At 51.0% G+C, this 17,642-nt stretch carries 14 protein-coding genes; 6 read left to right on the top strand and 8 right to left on the bottom strand.

The features are described 5' to 3' along the window. The first annotated feature begins 2 nt into the window (after positions 1–2). Positions 3–5,750, top strand: a complete 5,748-nt coding sequence (locus tag RHH27_RS12380; RefSeq protein ID WP_302678420.1) for a DEAD/DEAH box helicase — start codon at positions 3–5, stop codon at positions 5,748–5,750. Between the two features lie 232 nt (positions 5,751–5,982). Then, positions 5,983–7,386 (top strand): class II fumarate hydratase, encoded by a 1,404-nt coding sequence (gene fumC / locus RHH27_RS12375; protein ID WP_302678419.1) that lies wholly within the window; start codon positions 5,983–5,985, stop codon positions 7,384–7,386. Here the strand turns inward: fumC and RHH27_RS12370 are convergent. The 4 genes from RHH27_RS12370 to psbB form a co-directional block, all read right to left on the bottom strand. Continuing rightward, on the bottom strand, positions 7,338–8,603 hold the full coding sequence (locus RHH27_RS12370) for a dihydroorotase (RefSeq protein ID WP_302678418.1): 1,266 nt from the start codon (positions 8,601–8,603) through the stop codon (positions 7,338–7,340). The two genes, fumC and RHH27_RS12370, sit on opposite strands and share 49 nt — an antisense overlap. A 3-nt stretch (positions 8,604–8,606) precedes the next feature. Next, a complete protein-coding gene (locus tag RHH27_RS12365) occupies positions 8,607–9,899 on the bottom strand; it encodes a histidine phosphatase family protein (RefSeq protein WP_302677404.1) in 1,293 nt (430 codons plus the stop codon). Positions 9,900–10,159: 260 nt separating this feature from the next. Beyond that, complete coding sequence (locus RHH27_RS12360; RefSeq protein WP_011057371.1) at positions 10,160–10,258, bottom strand: photosystem II reaction center protein T; 99 nt, start codon at positions 10,256–10,258, stop codon at positions 10,160–10,162. 19 nt (positions 10,259–10,277) lie between these two features. Continuing rightward, the gene (gene psbB / locus RHH27_RS12355; protein WP_149819834.1) at positions 10,278–11,810 is read right to left on the bottom strand and encodes a photosystem II chlorophyll-binding protein CP47; all 1,533 of its coding nucleotides are present in this window, start codon (positions 11,808–11,810) and stop codon (positions 10,278–10,280) included. 189 nt (positions 11,811–11,999) lie between these two features. On the opposite strand from psbB, the gene RHH27_RS12350 reads away from it, so the two are divergent. Further along, a complete protein-coding gene (locus RHH27_RS12350; RefSeq protein WP_302677405.1) occupies positions 12,000–12,326 on the top strand; it encodes a 2Fe-2S iron-sulfur cluster-binding protein in 327 nt (108 codons plus the stop codon). A 28-nt stretch (positions 12,327–12,354) separates the two neighbouring features. Here the strand turns inward: RHH27_RS12350 and RHH27_RS12345 are convergent, their stop codons facing one another. The 3 genes from RHH27_RS12345 to RHH27_RS12335 are packed head-to-tail and all read right to left on the bottom strand — an operon-like array spanning position 12,355 to position 14,972. Next, positions 12,355–13,482, bottom strand: coding sequence for a DUF4350 domain-containing protein (locus tag RHH27_RS12345; protein ID WP_302678417.1), 1,128 nt, complete (start codon positions 13,480–13,482; stop codon positions 12,355–12,357). Continuing rightward, entirely contained in the window at positions 13,479–14,102 is a 624-nt protein-coding gene (locus RHH27_RS12340; RefSeq protein ID WP_302678416.1) for a DUF4129 domain-containing protein, read from the bottom strand. The genes RHH27_RS12345 and RHH27_RS12340 overlap by 4 nt, the downstream gene beginning before the upstream one ends. 15 nt (positions 14,103–14,117) lie before the next feature. Beyond that, positions 14,118–14,972: a universal stress protein gene (locus tag RHH27_RS12335; protein ID WP_302678415.1), complete on the bottom strand. Its 855-nt coding sequence runs from the start codon at positions 14,970–14,972 to the stop codon at positions 14,118–14,120. A 278-nt stretch (positions 14,973–15,250) separates the two neighbouring features. On the opposite strand from RHH27_RS12335, the gene RHH27_RS12330 reads away from it, so the two are divergent. The 3 genes from RHH27_RS12330 to RHH27_RS12320 are packed head-to-tail and all read left to right on the top strand — an operon-like array spanning position 15,251 to position 16,558. Beyond that, on the top strand, positions 15,251–15,772 hold the full coding sequence (locus RHH27_RS12330) for a photosystem I assembly protein Ycf3 (protein ID WP_149819824.1): 522 nt from the start codon (positions 15,251–15,253) through the stop codon (positions 15,770–15,772). 10 nt (positions 15,773–15,782) lie between these two features. Then, positions 15,783–16,076 carry an Asp-tRNA(Asn)/Glu-tRNA(Gln) amidotransferase subunit GatC gene (gene gatC, locus RHH27_RS12325; protein WP_302678414.1) on the top strand — a complete coding sequence of 98 codons (294 nt, stop codon included), beginning with the start codon at positions 15,783–15,785 and terminating at the stop codon, positions 16,074–16,076. Positions 16,077–16,087: 11 nt separating this feature from the next. Then, positions 16,088–16,558, top strand: coding sequence for a hypothetical protein (locus RHH27_RS12320; RefSeq protein WP_206200376.1), 471 nt, complete (start codon positions 16,088–16,090; stop codon positions 16,556–16,558). A gap of 3 nt (positions 16,559–16,561) precedes the next feature. Here RHH27_RS12320 and RHH27_RS12315 read toward each other — a convergent pair whose 3' ends face one another. After that, positions 16,562–17,521, bottom strand: a complete 960-nt coding sequence (locus RHH27_RS12315; RefSeq protein ID WP_302678413.1) for an ARPP-1 family domain-containing protein — start codon at positions 17,519–17,521, stop codon at positions 16,562–16,564. Positions 17,522–17,642 lie beyond the last annotated feature (121 nt).

The raw sequence follows: 17,642 nt of genomic DNA, 5'->3' as shown, positions 1-17,642 counted from the left end.
TTATGCATGACTTACTTGGCACATACCAAAGACTTGATCGCATTTATCAACTTTACATCAAGAGTGCATTTCCCTTGCGGTATCCTGCCCTAGCCAAAGAACGCGATCGCCGCTTGCAATTTCTTCGTGATCCCCATAATCCTGTCCTGAGTATTCCACCCCTAGTTGAGCCATTACCAATTTATCCCCCATCAGGCATGAGCTTGTCTGAGGCTGCAAGAAATTTACCAAGAGAGTATCAAGACTTAGACCAACTTGGACAAACTCTCTTTGATGATGGAATTCAGCTTTATCAGCATCAATGGCAAAGTTTACAAGAGGTGATCGTTGATCAAAGAGATATTGTGGTTACAACGGGAACAGGATCGGGTAAAACAGAGTGCTTTCTCTTGCCACTTTTAGCTGAGTTAGCCAAAGAATCTCAAAGCTGGACAGCACCTAATACTAAACCTGCAAATCAACGCTGGTGGGATGAAACTGATAATCCTCGTGGTGATTGGGTTGCTCAAAGGAGCCATGAAACTCGTCCTGCAGCTGTACGCGCCTTGATTCTCTATCCCTTGAATGCTTTGGTAGAAGACCAATTACGCCGATTACGCAAAGTTTTAGATAGTCCTACTGTGCATGAATGGCTCGATCGTACTAGAGCAGGAAACCGCATTACCTTTGGACGCTACACAGGGCTTACCCCTGTACCTGGAACAAAAACTAGGCTAAATCATAGTCATGGGCGAGTACAAAATTCGGAAAAGCTCGGGGAATTGAGAACGATCATGCAACGCATGGAAGAAGAATATAAAAATCTTCAAAGTGGTATTGAAAGTGATCCATCAGTGCTTAATGACATGCCGGATTTACGCTTCTACTTTCCAAGATTAGATGGTGGTGAAATGCGATCGCGCTGGGATATGCAAGACCATCCCCCTGATATTTTGATCACCAACTATTCAATGCTGAATATCATGATGATGCGAAGTATCGAAAACAATATATTTGATGCTACAAAGAGATGGTTAGAAAGCAATTCAGAAAATAAATTCTACTTAATTATTGATGAGCTGCATGCCTATCGGGGTACACCGGGTACAGAAGTTGCCTACATCCTTCGCCTGTTATACCATCGCCTCGGTTTAACTGCTGATTCACCCCAACTGAGAATCTTAACGACCACAGCTAGTTTAGAAGCAGGACAAGAGGGAAATGACTTTCTGCGGCAGTTTTTTGGTCGGGGGGACTTTAGGTTTATTACTGGGGAGCAAACTCCACCTAGAGAAGGAGCACGGTTAAATATCAATCAATATAGCGATGTTTTTGCTCAGTTTGCTCGCTCAGTTCAGCCCGATCCGTTTCGTCCCATGCAACCACCTGATCTTGAATCATCACTGCCATACATAACTACTTTGGCAGAAAATTTAGGAACTTCCAGTGGTGACTCTGACCCACGCAGACAACTGGGTGAAGCTCTAGAAAAAATAGAAGCGGCAGATGCTATCAGAGATGCTTGTAGAGCCGTCAATGGTAGTGTTCGTGCTACTGATGTAAGAGATTTAGATGATCAGCTTTTTCCGAATGCTAGAGAACCAGGACAGCTTACTTCTGATGCTATGCGAGGATTTTTAATGGCATTGGGAATGAGTACCTTAGCTAACGGTCGATCGCCCCAACCAGTGAGAGGTCATTTATTTTTCCGTAATTTGCAAAATCTTTGGGCTTGTACTAATCCCAATTGTACTGATCCAGCCGTTGATCGAGAGTTACGAAATAGTCAGCCAAAACCAAGTAGACCAACTATAGGAGCAATTCATGCCAACCATAGTTTATCTTGCTCCTGCGGTTCTCGTGTCTTAGATTTAATTGTTTGTGAAGTCTGTGGCGAAGTCCTAGTGGGCGGATACAAAGCTACAAGAAAGGTAGGAAATACTACTGTGGAAATTCTCACTCCTGATCAACCTGACTTGGAAGGAATTCCAGATGCAGTTATATTAAGTCAAAAGTATGGCAACTATCGCATTTTTTGGCCCCTACCTAATGATCGCAATCCTTGGGAAACTCAACCTCAAGATGAGCAATGGACTCACAATGGAATTAATTGTAAATGGACTAAAGCAAAACTAGATCATGTAACTGGAATGCTTGATCAGTCGAATACACCGCCAAGGAAAAATCAGGTACCAGGTTGGCTTTATCAAGTGATGGGTAGTCGCTCAGATGAAGCTTCCGCTTTTCCTAGTAAATGTCCTCGTTGTGATGCAGACTACGGCAAAGGAAAAATATTTCCAACTCCACTGCGTACCCATCGCACAGGTTTTCAGAAGGCTTGTCAGGTGATTGCAAGCGGCTTGTTGAGAGAAATGCCTGCTCCTTCCCCTCAAAGTATTCGGTCTTCCCGTAAATTGGTGATTTTTTCTGATAGTCGTCAAGATGCGGCAAAACTGGCGGCGGGGATGGAGCGAGATCACTATCGAGATATGGTGCGATTACTACTAATTCAATCTTTCAAAGATTATTGGACAGACTTCGTAGAATATCTAAAAAATTTCTACGCAGAAAACCCTTCCCTTAATTCTAGTTTAATCCAAAATGCCAATCCAGCTTTGTATGAGAAAATTATCACTGCTCCTGAGACATTTGATACCCATAAAGCAGATGAGTTTAGCAATAGATATTTAGAAATCGCAAGAGAAGCTGAACGATGGATGAGAAATCAACGTGCGCAAAATGAAAGTGCTAGAACTGAATGGCTAAGAATGCTCCGAGACTATCCAAATCGTGTGCCCCTCTTGGATTTAAGGCGCAAATTAAGAGACGCTTTATTGCAGTATGGAATTTGTCCAGGGGGGACTGATCTCAGTGCTCTAAACTACTCAGTAGGTCAGGGCGCTGGAAAAGAATGGCATCCTTGGTTTGAGTGCTATGACTGGCCAGATGACTGGGGCAAACCAGTGGTTCAAGTATATCCTATTACTCCTGAACAGACTAATCATTGTGATCGCCTAGAAGCAAAATTAGCTGATGAGATGATGTACGCTATATTCATTCATTCAGCTAGGGTACTTGAGAATATTGGACAAGGGTGGGTTAGCTATTCACCTGTCGGGAATGCCTCTGATGTTTTGGTTCAAGTCGTGGATGCTGTCGTTCGCCAATTAGGCACCCGCCGACTTCATAGGTACTCCAGTTATTTCCATGAAGGGACTAATCAAAAATTGCCCGGCTATTCTGAAAGATATTGTAACCGTATCGCTAATGTTTCTTCCGCTGATGTTCTACGACAGCTTGCTGACTCTAAGGCAGGTATAGCCAGTGGTAATTGTCTTGCTCTCAATCCAGACAGACTTTATCTTGTACCTCCTCCTACACAATTGAATAGTGATGGCACTCGCCCCGGTTATCGCTGTCCCCAATGCAATGCTTTTTATCTTCATCCTGCGGGTGAAATTTGTCCTGAATGCAATACTTCCAAAAATAAAAATGCGCCAATAGTAAGGCTTGAACCTAGCCAAAGCAGATCGGATTTTGATTACTACACTTATCTTTCGGAGCAGTCGGGGAATCCTTTTCGGATGAATGCGGCAGAACTCACAGGACAAACGGATAAGGATGAGCGACTAAAGCGCCAGCGCTGGTTTCAAGACGTATTCATTAATCAAGAAATTCCCAGAGTTCAAGGAATTGATCTTTTAAGCGTAACGACCACAATGGAGGCTGGCGTAGATATTGGAGCATTACTGGCGGTGATGATGTCTAATATGCCCCCCCGCAGATTCAACTATCAGCAACGGGTAGGACGGGCGGGACGGCGTAGTGCAGGAGTTTCTCTAGCGGTTACTTTCTGTAGGGGTAGAAGTCATGACGATTTTTATTTTCAGCGCCCAGAAAGCATCACGGGTGATTCCCCTCCCCCACCCTATGTGGATATGCGTAGTGAGGAGATTTTTAAGCGAGTGTTGATCAAGGAAGTTTTACGACAGTCATTTAAAGAAAAAGGGATTAGTAGCTCTTTGGAGCTAACTGATAGCGTGCATGGTGAGTTTGGCAAAGTTGACGATTGGCATAAATACAAACCTCAAATTATTGCTTGGTTGCAGGATAATTCTAATGAGTCAAAAATTCTATCTATTTTAAAGGCATTAAAAATCCAAGTTGATTTAAGCACAGAAGACTCTCAATTTCTGACTTATCTTCGTAATGACCTTATTCCTGAAATTGATCGTATTGTGGCAGATGCTACCTACACTCAAAATAATTTGAGCGAGCGATTAGCAAATGCAGGATACTTGCCTATGTTTGGCTTTCCCACTAGGGTAAGGCTTCTCTACACCAAATGGTCAAATAAAGAAACCATCGATCGTGATTTGGATATAGCGATCGGTCAGTTTGCGCCTGGTTCTCAGACTGTAAGAGATAGAGCAGTGCATACCGCCTGTGGAGTTGTGGAATTAGTACCTCAAAACAATGGTAACTACGTTGATGTTAAGCCTGGTTTTTCGCCCCCTTTACCTGAGCCTAACCAAGCACTGGGGTTATGCAGTAATTGTCAAGCCGTAGTTTATCCCTATCAACCTGATCAATCTATTACTGGCAGTAAAATAGATCAACTTTTTGAATGCCCTGTGTGCCATCAACAAAGTTTACGTTCTTTGGATGCTAGAGAACCAAAAGGTTTTTTTGCGAATTTGAAACCAGAGAATTATGATGGGCAGTTTGAGTGGCAACCTCGTTCTACACGTCCCACTGTTAGTATCAATTCTCCTGCTGGTAATCCAATCTTAGTTTTGAACGCTAATGTTTCTTCTGTAAGCGATCATATTATTTCAATCAATGATAATGGCGGGAGGGGAGGGTTCAATTTTCAAGATGCTTTAGTATTCAATGAACGCAAATCAGGAGCTTATGTAGTTGCCGATGCCATTGAAGAGAGCAGTCCTGTTACTGGTTCAGGACAGAAATATAGAATTGCACTCCTTGCACGCCGCAAAAGTGATATTCTCTTGGTAAGCATTGCCCGGTGGAGTGAGGGGGTATTTGCTGATCCAATGACGGTAGAAGGGAGAGCGGCATGGTATTCCTTCGCTTTTTGGCTCAGGATTGCCGCCTCTGCTTATTTAGATGTTGATCCGCTGGAATTGCAAGCAGGATTTCGTACATTAGCTCAAGATGGCAAAGTTGTAGGCCAAGCGTTTCTCTGTGACAGTTTGGAGAATGGTGCAGGCTACTGCAATTTTTTAGCCAATCCTCATCAATTTGAGAAAGTCATGGCTCAATCAGACCCTAATAATTCTCTGTCAATAGCCTACCGTTGGCTGAATTCTCAAGGTCACGGCAGAAACTGTGATACTTCTTGTAATGACTGTTTGCGAGATTATCGAAATCTTGCCTATCATGGTCTCCTAGACTGGCGATTGGCTTTGGATATGGCTCGATTGGTCAGAGACTCATCCGTTACTATAGACTTAGCCTCTAATTGGGGGAATGTCCCTAATCCTTGGCAAAGTTTAGTAACTGGTGCAATTTCTACAACTTTTCAACACCTTGGTTATGGCAGTCCTACTCAGTTTGCTAATCTAACTGGTTTTGTGAAAAATCAGAGAAACAACAGTGTGATTCGAATTATCCGCCATCCCTTGTGGAACGATCAGCATCCTGAATGGATAGAAGCTGTGGCAGATGCTAGAACACGATACCCTAACTATCAGATTGAACATGCTAATCCTTTGATTGCCCTCCGACGACCCGGAGATTATGTTTAGATGAGCACTGGTAAATTCATTTGATTTGATGAGAGATCAGGCAATAAAATCGGCTTTACAATATAACTTAAATCATTCCCAGCCAAATTTCCCGACGCTAAGTTCTCTGACTCGGAATATTGACTTAGACTATTTCAGTTGTTGCCACTCTATCTCTGATAGGTCTAAGGTAAGCATTGGCTCTTCTTCTGCAATGATGAGAGATGGGTTTTCCCCCTCGGTATGACGAATCATGACAATTGCAACTCGCCTAGAATACGACTCCCTCGGCGCCATTGAGGTACCAGCGGACTGCTACTGGGGTGCCCAGACGGCCCGCTCCCTAAAGTATTTTCCCATCAGTCACGAGCGCATGCCCCTCGAGGTTATTCATGCCATGGCACGGCTGAAAAAGGCAGCCGCGATCGCCAACCGCGATTTCGGGGTTTTAGCTGCCGATAAAGCGGCATGGATTATGCAAGCGGCCGATGAGGTCATTGAAGGGCGCTGGGATGATCAGTTTCCCCTCTCCATCTGGCAGACGGGCAGTGGTACCCAAACCAATATGAATGTAAATGAGGTGATTGCTAACCGTGCCATTGAACTGGCGGGGGGGGTGAAGGGGAGCAAAACGCCAATTCATCCCAATGACCATGTGAACTGTAGCCAGTCTTCTAATGACACCTTTCCGGCGGCGATGCATATTGCCACAGTGATTGAGCTGCAGGAGCGACTGCTGCCGATGGTGCGGCACTTACTGGCCGTATTGCAGGAAAAGGTCACCACTTTTGCCGACATTATTAAAATTGGCCGCACCCACTTGATGGATGCCGTGCCTCTCACCCTTGGCCAAGAATTCTCGGGTTACGCCAGTCAAATTGCAGCCTGTCAAGCCCATATTGAGTACGCACTCCAGCATCTGTATCCCCTCGCCATTGGCGGTACGGCCGTGGGGACGGGTTTGAATGCCCCCGCCGGTTTTGGCGATCGCGTGGCGGCAGAATTAGCCCAAATGACGGGGTATCCCTTCTGCAAAGCCGAGAACCCCTTTGCTGCCTTGGCCGCCCATGATCCCTTGGTGATGCTCAGTGGTGCCCTGAAAACCTTGGCCGCAGCAATGATGAAAATGGCCAACGATATTCGCTGGCTGGCTTCAGGCCCCCGTTGTGGTCTAGGAGAACTGATCTTACCTGCTAATGAGCCGGGGTCGTCGATTATGCCGGGCAAGGTCAACCCCACCCAATGCGAAGCCCTAACAATGGTCTGTGTGCAAGTGATGGGTAATGACGCCGCAGTGGGCATCGCGGGCAGTCAAGGAAATTTTGAACTCAATGTTTATAAGCCCCTGATCATTCACAATGTGCTGCGTTCCATTGAACTGCTGAGTGATGCCGGTCAAGCCTTTACTGAGTTTTGTCTAATCGGCCTTGAACCCAATCGGGAGCAAATTCAGCGCCATTTGCAGCGATCGCTCATGTTGGTGACGGCTTTGAACCCCCACATCGGCTATGACAAGGCAGCAGCCGTCGCGAAAAAGGCCTACAGCGAAGGTAAAACCCTGAAGGAAGCGGCGGTGGAATTGGGGTATCTCACGGCTGAGGAATTTGATCAGTGGGTGCGGCCAGAGTTGATGCTGGGTGAAAAGGACACTAATTGACCCCGCAGGGAGTGCTGCCAAAAGGGCGTATTGCGAGCGCGCGATCGCAGGCTTTGGTGCGTCACTGTCCAAGTCACCGTCGGATCAAAGAGCACAAAATTGCGACTGTGCAGTTCGAGACGGGGTGGCTCAATGCTCAAAATCCGCGCCGGTGCCGTACTGAGGGCATGCCACAGGTCAAGGGCACTCAAGTATTCCTTGACAACCAGTTCCTGCCAGAGGGCGGGTAGGGCTAATTCGAGACCAATGGCACCGGGGAGTGCCTCGGCAAAGGAAACCATTTTTTCTTCATAGAGCAAGGGGGTGTGGTCAATGGCGATCGCCTCAATAACCCCCGTTTTGAGTCCTTCGATCAGGGCTTGGCGATCGCTGGCCGTTCCTAGGGGCGGGTCAAGGCGCAGATGCGGATCGTAACTGGCTAGATCCTCAACCGTAAAGAGCAAATGTAACCACGACACACTGGCACTGACCTGTTCAGGTTTGTCCTTAGCAAGAATCTCGACACTGCGAGCGGTTGACAGGCGCATGAGGTGAATTGGGGTTGAGACGGTGCGTGCCAATTCCAAAATCGCCAATAGAGGAATGGTTTCACAGCAGACCAGTTGCTCCACCAATCCGAGACGAGTGGCTACCCCACTTTGCCGTGCCACCCCATTGGCGGCCAAGGCCGGGTCAAAGGGCCAAAGGGCAACGGGTTTGCCTAGGGGCTGGACATAGGTGAGTGCCCGCTGCACCAAAGGCCAATGGGTCAACCCCCGATCATCACAAAAGCCAACTACCCCACTGGCCGCCAGTTCCGCTAAATCGGTTAAAGCCGTCCCTTGGCATCCTTGGGTGAGTGCGCCCCAAGCCCGTACCTGTGACCAAGTCGTCCGCGGTATCTCCTGCTGCAGCCCTTGCCAGACGGCAGGATCATCAATCACGGGGTTTGTAGTCGGTAAGAGGGTTAAATGCTGCACCCCACCGGCAGCGGCAGCGGCCAAGAGTGTCTCAAGGGTTTCTCGCGCCTCATAACCCGGCTGACCACTGTGGCTATAGAGATCTACCAAGGGGGGAGCCAACACCCATTCTGATGCATCAATGATTTCGGCGTCAGCAGGTACCTCTTGGGGGGCGATCGCCACCAATTGATCCGCCGCCAGCAGCACATCGGCGCGATAATCTTGGCGGTTGACCGGATCCAGCAGCCGCACCTGTTGCAACAGTCGCCACACCATCGCCTACAAGGCTCCCGCCGCCGTCCGATCCAGCACGCCCCCCAAATGGGTGGTGATATTCACTGCCTGCAATCGCGGCAGACCGCCCTTGAGGGGATAGTCAATTACCGTGACGCTGCCATTGCCCTGCTTAAAGAGCCAGAAGTTTTCAATGCCTAGGCCAACAATGTGGCAGAGCAAGACCTTATTAGTGGCATCATGAGCCACAACCAAAACATTGTGGGGGGTGGGAGCATTGGTTTTCCAGCGCTTCAGCCACTCTTCCCATGCCTTAACCACGCGATCGCGCACCTGTTCGAGGTTTTCCCCATTGGGCATTTGCACCAGAGCCGGGGTGGTGCGCCAGCGTTCCAGTTCCCCCGGATAGGCCGCCGCCACCTCCGGTTCAAACTTGCCCTCCCAATCCCCGTGGCTAATCTCGGCAAGGGCTGGTTCTAGCTCTAGCTCGACATCAGGGTGATACTGCAAAATCGCCAAGGCCGTATCCTTGGGCCGCCGTAGGGGACTACTCAAGGCATGGTGAAAGGGCACCTCCTTGAGGAACTCGGCCACCGCCGCCGCTTGGGCACGGCCATTTTCATTCAGGGGCACATCAATTTGCCCTTGGAAGCGTCCCTCGCGATTCCAGTCCGTTTCACCATGGCGTACCAGAAAGATGCGCAGCGTTTGCTCCTTGAAACGGGGTTGCGGAAAAGGATCATTGAGATGGCTCGTGAGATTGAGGGCTTCTAGTTGTGCGGGTTGCCGCAAGCCATTGCTGAAATTGAGGACACTAATGCCGCCATTGGCCTGCTGGAGCCGTAAATAGCCCTTGACCCCCAAGCCGAGACCCGTGCAAATCAGGGCACGATTCATACCGCTGTGGCCGACAATGACAATCGTTTCATTTTCGTGAGCCGTCAGCAGCGCTTCCAAAACCATGCCCGCGCGATCGTAGAGATCCAATAGCGGAAAAAACTCCTGGGTTTGGCCACTCTCCGTGGTGATTTTCATCATCAAGGTTTCTGGGGCTTCCTGCCAGCGGCGATAGTCCTCGGGAAACCGTGCCTTCACTTCGGCAAAGGGCAGATCTTCCCAAGCGGGCAGCGCAATCTCTTTGAGTAAATCAAGGGAATGGGGTGGCTTGAGTTGCGGGTCTTGGAGCTGAGCATGGATGCCCTCTGCGGTTTCCTTTGCCCGTTTCAGGGGACTGGTGTAAATCTTGCGGATGGGAATGCCCCGCAGGGCCAGACCCACTTGGGCTGCCATCCAGTGACCGCGCTCCGTCAGTGAAGAGGCATCACTGTGACCTTGCACCCGCTCTTGGACATTAAACGTGCTTTCACCGTGGCGGACAATGATGACTCGGGTACTCAGAGGTTTCTCCTTAACAATTCACAGACAACAAACTTGGCCATCCCACCTTGCCATACAGACTTTAGCAGAAACTGTGGCTTCAGGAGCGACAGATTCGAGAATTGGCGGGCATCATCTCTTGAGCATCACATAAAAATCAAAAAACCGACCGCAGGGGCGATCGGCAAGTATTAAAGACCTATTCGCTGATGGATCAGAGGCTACTTCTTGGTGATCCGAGGAGGCTCACGGAAGAAGATGGCAAAGAAGAACAGCGCGATAATGCAGGCAAAGATGAAAACGTAGGTGATGGTTTCCATAGTAGTCCCCTAGGAATGACTAGACAGCTTCTTTGCGACGAGTGGTGACATCGCCCACTTTTTGGTAGAAGCCCCATTCCACTTGCTCCGGCGACAGTTCGGGATCAATCCCAGAGAAGACATCGCGGAACAGCGTGCGGGCACCATGCCAAATGTGACCAAAGAAGAAGAGCAAGGCAAACACTGCATGGCCGAAGGTAAACCAGCCACGGGGACTGGTGCGGAAAATCCCGTCGGAGTTGAGGGTTTCCTTATCGAATTCAAAGATCTCACCGAAGATAGCTTTACGGGCATAGCTCTTGACGGTGGGTGGATCGGTGAAGGTTTGGCCGTTCAATTCACCACCGTAGAAGCTGACGGTCACGCCTTGTTGCTCAAAGCTATACTTCGACTCGGCACGCCGGAAGGGAATGTCGGCTTTGACAACGCCATTCTTATCGGTGAGGATGACGGGGAAGCTTTCAAAGAAGGCAGGCATGCGACGGACAAAGAGTTCTTCACCCTCTTTGTTGCGGAAGACGGCATGGCCTTTCCAAGCTTGGGCAATGCCATCCCCTTTGTTCATCGGGCCAGTACGGAAGAGACCACCTTTGGCGGGGTTGTTGCCAATGTAATCGTAGAAGGCCAGTTTCTCTGGAATGGCTGACCAAGCCTCTTCAAGGGTGGCGCCACTGGCGAGGGAGGCCTGCACACGGCGGTTAATTTCCTGTTGGAAGTAGCCACTGTCCCACTGATAGCGCGTCGGCCCAAAGAGTTCAATGGGCGTGGTGGCACTGCCATACCACATCGTGCCGGCAACAACAAAGGCAGCAAAGAAGACGGCAGCAATACTGCTGGAGAGTACCGTTTCAATATTCCCCATGCGCAGAGCTTTGTACAGCCGTTGGGGTGGACGTACCAGCAGGTGGAATAAACCAGCAATAATACCGACAATGCCTGCGGCGATATGGTGAGCAACCACACCACCGGGGTTGTAGGGATTAAAGCCATCGGGTCCCCATTCGGGTGCCACAGGCTGGACACTGCCCGTCAAGCCATAGGGGTCAGAGACCCACATCCCAGGACCAAAGAGACCGGTCAGGTGAAAAGCACCAAAGCTAAAGCAGAGTAAACCGGCAAGGAACAGGTGAATGCCAAACATTTTCGGCAAGTCGAGGGCAGGCTCACCGGTGCGAGGATCGCGGAAGAGTTCCAAATCCCAATAGACCCAGTGCCAGCAGGCCGCCAAGAACAACAGACCTGACAGGACGATGTGAGCGAGGGCAACCCCCTCAAAGCTCCAAAAACCAGGGTCAATCCCTGTTTCGCCAGTAATACTCCAACCGCTCCAAGACCCCGTGACCCCCAACCGTGCCATGAAGGGCAAGACAAACATTCCCTGCCGCCACATTGGGTTGAGAACGGGATCACTGGGATCAAAAATAGCTAGCTCATAAAGAGCCATCGACCCTGCCCAACCGGCGACCAATGCCGTGTGCATCAGGTGGGCGGCAATCAACCGTCCTGGATCGTTGATCAGGACAGTGTGGACTCGGTACCAGGGTAGTCCCATTGACTACGCTCCTCCTATACAAAAATTTAGCGTTTGCATGAACAAATTTTATTAAGCAGCCGGATCACGGTAACAACCGCTTCCCTACTAAGAGTTTAACGGCCAATTTACCCGTAACTTCAGCTACGGTTGGGCAGTTTTTCTGCCAAAATGAGAATGTATTAAGAATGGTAACTAGCGTCGGTTCCTATGGCAAGCAAAGCTGAATTTGTGGGCACAAATATTAAGTTTGTTAACGAAAACAAAGAAGTGATTGCTGCCGACGGCGCGAATCTGCGCTTAAAAGCAATGGAAGCGGGGGTTGACCTCTATACCCTCAAGGGCAAGCTCTTTAATTGTGGGGGCTATGGCCAGTGTGGCACCTGTATTGTTGAGATCGTCGAGGGTATGGAAAACCTCTCCCCCCGCACACCAGTGGAAGAACGCAAGCTCCGCCGTAAGCCAGAGAATTATCGCTTGGCTTGCCAAACCCTTGTCTATGGGCCGGTGGGTGTGAAGACGAAGCCCAAAAGCTAGGTGAGGCTTGCTGATGGGGTCAATTAGACTAGTCAACCGTTTGCAGAGCCTGCACAACACTGGTGGCCTGCTCTAGCCACCTGAGTAACTGAGAATCGTCGAGGCCGTTGGTCACACTGAAGAGATCTTGCAGGAGTTCGGGCGATCGCCCGGTGGTGCGTTGCCAAGCTTGTAGGAGTTCAGCATCCTTGGGCAGATCGGCAGCAGTGGTTGCAAGGCCTAATTGGTTTGCCAGATCATAGCGGAGACGATCCTGAAGCTGTTTTAGAACAAACGTCCGCTGCTGTGCCCGTTGCAAAACGCCCGCGAGGGCTTCAATGTAGGCGGCACTATTACTGGAGACGGGTTCTTTCTCCAATAAGGGTGGGCCAAAACGTTGACTTTGCTGCCATAGCAAAAAGAGAACCAAGAGGGCAAGTTGCAACCCCACCGCCAACCAAGGGGTACGACTGAAGTAGTCGAAGAGGGTTTGAGGCACTGTCTCCCTGACCACATCCTCTGGGGAGCGTTGGCGATAGCCGTGGAGCCATTCATCAAAGTAAATCGTTGCCCCCGGCGTAACCACGTTCTGCAAAATCTCGGCCACAACGGCAAAGTTCGCAAGGGGGGGGTCACCGCCATAGACATTGGCCACCAGCCAAGGATAGACCCCAAGGATTCGTTGTCCATGGTTCTGGGGACTAGTGGCTTGCCTGAGATAGACAATTGAACCATGATCATCCTTGAGCAGGGGGCGATCGCCCCGCTGACGGGGGACGCGGCGGCGCGTTTCAATCAACACCTTGCCCTGAGGAGTGGAGAGGCGCTGTACAAAGGGGGCTGCGGTGGGTTCCCCATGCCAGTAAAAGCGCACCAGCGTATTGCCCTCAGCCAGCCACTCCAAAAGAGGCGGTGACCAGCCAATGGGACGACTACTTATTTGAATGAAAACGTGCCCCTCACCCTTGAGGTTGGCATAGTCCCGCTGCCAACGCGCCACTTGGAACCCCTGCTGCTCCAGATAGGCATAAAATTTCTGCGTGCCCCAAGGGGAGGGATCAAAGGAGGAGCCAGCGCGGCTACTGGGAGCCACCGCCAAAATCAGGAGACCAACCACCAACAGCACAAGGACAGCGAAGCCGAGGAAAAACCACTGGCGACGGTTGATCGCGATCATTGCTGGCGCTCCCGCAGGAAGGGTTCCACCTCAAAATAGGCGGCTTGACAGGTGGCTAGGGTTTGGGCATCCACCGCTTCGGCGCCATAGTAACTGCGACTGTGAACTTGAAAGAGGTGCTGAATACTCCGCCGCACGGCTGGCGATCGCTCCCCCAGTTGAAAGAGTCGCTCCAATTCCCGTAGATAGTCGCCATTGGTGCAGTGGGGCTGTAGCCGTAGCCAGCCCGCCTCCTGCAGCCGATAGAGCAAGGCCATGTAGAGGGCACGGCAGGCCCCTCGGTAGTCTCTCACCAATTGTAGGCTTTGGGCCAGTTCTAACCATTCCCGTACGGGTCTGGGGCGCTCCTCAAGGGTAGAAGCCAGTGTTGCTGAGGAGGATCGCGATCGCCGCTGCCACCATCGCCACAGGCTGCGCCCTAGGAAATAGAGGGCGAGTCCAAGGCCAACGAGCAAGACCCCTTGCAAGAACCAGCGTAGCCATGCCTCTAAGGAGGGGGAGTCCTGCCAAAATGGCTCCGTTTGCTGGCGAAAGAGTTGGAGAAAGCTGTACTCAAGGGCTTCACCCAATTGTCGCCACTGGCGATCGCCCTGCCAGCGCAGATCATCGAAAAAGGTCACCGTCGCCAGACCAGACTACGCCTCCGATTGTCGCACAAAGAGCACGGGGCACTCGGCATAGACCCGCACATAGTCAGACAGGGAGGTGCCCAAAAGGCGATCCAAGTCGGGTAAACTGCGAGCGATGGACGGACGCCGATCCGGGGAACCCAGAACGAGGAGATCGGCATTGGTGTCAACCGCAATGCGGCAGATTTCTTCACCAGGCTTGCCGGTGGTCAGGACACACTGGTATTCCACACCCCGCTGCTTGGCCACCGTTGCGGCTTCCGAGAGAATCGGATCTTTTTCAGCAGCCGTGCTAGGGGTATCAGCATGACCTTTGAGGTCGGGATTGACGTGGGCAAGAATGAGTTTGCCCCCCTTGACCCCCTCTATTAGGCGCACGGCTAAGTCCAAGGAGGCCTTGGCTGCAGCAGAATTATTGAGCGCTACCATGATGCGGTTAATTTTCTTCACAAAGAGGTCATCGCGCACCAGCAACATCGGTCGGGAAGACAGTTGAAACACATATTGGCTGACGGAGTTTTCGAGAATGGATTGCAGGCGCTTGAGTCCCCGCGATCCCATGATGATTAAGTCGGCATTGATTTCATCGGCCACGTGCAACACGGTATCTTTGGGATCCCCCTCCCGCAGCATGGTATTGACACTAATGACGGGGTCAAGATGCAGTCGGGCAACGGCTTCCGCTAGGAGTTTGGCACCCGCTTGACGTTGTTCGGCCATCTCCTCGGCAGTAATTTTCGGTGGAATCACGTGCAAAACAGTGACGGCAGCGCGTTGAATCGCTGGCAACTCCATCAGCGACTTGAGCATTTGTTCGGATTGTCCAGTTCCTGAGTCTGCCAATAGAATATTTTCAATCATAAATCTCAAACTCCCAACATCTGGTGAGCATCAGGGCACGGATGGCCACTACAGCCCTTTTCCCAAGGATGGCACACGCTGAAAACAGTCAAAACTGCTGGAGGATAGGATGCTCTCCTCATTCGTACACGCCACATCTCAAGAAAAGGGCTGTATGACGATCTTAGGTCTGGGTTAGGGGCTTCTTGGTGGAACGCTACAAATCTTAGGCATTGGCTAGGGGGCGCTCTTGGGAGTGCTTTTGATACACTAAGCAAGAGACCGTTCAAGGAAGCCCTATGCCGCGATCGCAACGGAACGACAATTTTATTGACAAAACCTTTACGGTCATGGCTGACCTCATTCTCAAGGTCTTGCCCACCAGTTCGCAGTCAAAAACCGCCTTTGCCTATTACCGCGATGGCATGTCTGCCCAAGCGGACGGGGAATATGCTGAGGCGCTGGAGAACTACCAAGCAGCCCTAGAACTAGAGGAAGACCCCAACGATCGCAGCTACATTCTCTACAACATTGGCCTGATCCACGCCAGTAACGGCGATCATGAAAAAGCCCTAGAGTATTATCACCAAGCCCTTGAACTCAATCCCCGCATGCCCCAAGCCCTCAATAATATTGCGGTGATCTACCACTACTTGGGCACACAGGCAGAGGAGCAACAGCGCTCCGAGGAGGCTGAACAACTCTTCGATCGCGCCGCAGACTACTGGAAACGGGCGATTCAACTGGCGCCCAATAACTATATCGAGGCGCAAAACTGGCTGAAGACCACGGGTCGCTCCAGCATGGATGTTTATTTCTAAGGGATTACCCATGGCAACAAAAGTTATTACCACAGAGGATGTGCGCAAGGTGGCTCACTTGGCTCGCCTCGCCCTTGAGGAAAGCGAAATTGAAGCCCTGACCCAGCAACTAGATAGCATCCTTGACTATGTGAACCAATTGAGTGAACTGGATGTCACGGATATTCCACCGACGACCCGTGCGATTGAAGTCAGTAATGTAACCCGTCCCGACGTGTTGGAGCCTTGGCCAAATCGCGAGGACTTGCTGGCGATCGCCCCGGATCGCGAGGATGACTTTTTCCGTGTGCCCAAAATTATGTAAGGCATCAGGCTGTGCGGCGGCGTCAATCCCACCATTTACAACTGGACTTATTTCCCTTCCTCTCGATCTTGGCCTGCACCATTGGCACGCTGATCCTGCTAGTGGTGGTCATCAGTGCCAGCAGCCTTGGGCGAGAACGTACCAATGTGCAAATTTTGGCACGGGAAAATGCCCAAAATGACGGGCGTACCCCCCGCTATCTAGAGTGCCGTCGCGAGGGGGTGATCATTCATCCGCGAAAGGTGCTTGTGCGGGCAGCAGATCTGGCCAAACCGACCTCGCCACTGGCCATTTTGTTGGCCAATCTCCGCCGTCAGCGCGATCGCGAGTACATTATTATTGCCGTGCGCCCCGATGGCTTTGACTGCTTTGAGGAGGTGCGCTACCAAGCAGAACGGGCGGGGGTGGCTCTCGGCTACGAACCCTTCAATGCGGAATGGGAGTTGTGTGTGCCGGCACCGGGGCGCAGCAATTGTCCCTAGGACTTAAATTTCCCAACCTGACCGCCGGCGTTTGGACTGGGTGATCTCGGTGGGAAAGGCGCTCAAGTGCACTACTCGCCCCTTGGCCACAAGGGCACTACCAATGACTTCGGGATGGGTGAGCCGCACATCCGTGCCTTCGGCCAAGGCCTCAAAGGTTTCAGCCGTTGCAGCCGCCACAGTCGTCAAAAAGATTTTAGCATCGGCAGTTGTGACTTCTGAACCGTGAGAAAGAGAGGGTTTCAGGGCTTCAAGGCCGTAGCTGCGGCTGAATTTGGGGAGCAGTTTGCCAAAGGTAGCAGGGAAGTCAAAGAGTTCCAAGCCCAAAATTTGACCGTGCACGACGAAAAGCGCACCAATCTGCTGGGCGATCGCCCGAAATGCTTGGACGTACTCATCGAGGGAGTGGGCTTCCTTTTCATAAACATCAGCGAGGGCATCGGTGGCGGACTTGCAAGCAAAGAAAAGCAGATGGTCATCGACATCCGCCCAGATTTCCCCCTGATCAGCAAGGCGGCTTCCCCTGCGTTTCAACGACTCTGTAACATAGCGGAGTTTCTTGGCGCGCCCTGTGGCATGGTAGGCGCGATCAGCAGCGGCAAACTCACGGCAGCGGTAGTGCCAGCGACCCCGTTCAACACAGGAAACGGGAATTTTCAGATCAGTGTGGGCGGGCACCAGTACTGTGAGGTTAAGAATACGGTTTTGCTTGGCACCGACGAGTTCTTCCCCATCCACAAGCAGTACCGAGCGATCGCTCCAGTTATGGCACAGGAGTTCAGGCACATGCCCCCCTTCAGACACCTCGGTAATCTTCAGCAGGTTTTGGTTCATTGCTTCCGTTAGCGTCCAATAGTCGGGTTCTGCCACAATCGGGCGCAGCAGGGGAAACAGCGTCATGCCACCAAAGGTTTGGGGGGTGCCAATTTCAACGGTTTGTAGGAGTTCTTGGAGAAGATTCATGGGATCACCTCGCAAGGGTATACATCTGGTTATCCATTGCTGTTGTTAGGGATATGCATCCACCCAGAAAATTTGCGATCGCCCCGCCAGACCATCCTAATTAACAGGTGCCTTTGTCCTT

Origin of the sequence: Thermosynechococcus sp. PP555 (genome assembly GCF_031583225.1) — a bacterium.
GTDB lineage: Bacteria > Cyanobacteriota > Cyanobacteriia > Thermosynechococcales > Thermosynechococcaceae > Thermosynechococcus.
This window is presented reverse-complemented; position numbering and strand designations above follow the sequence as displayed.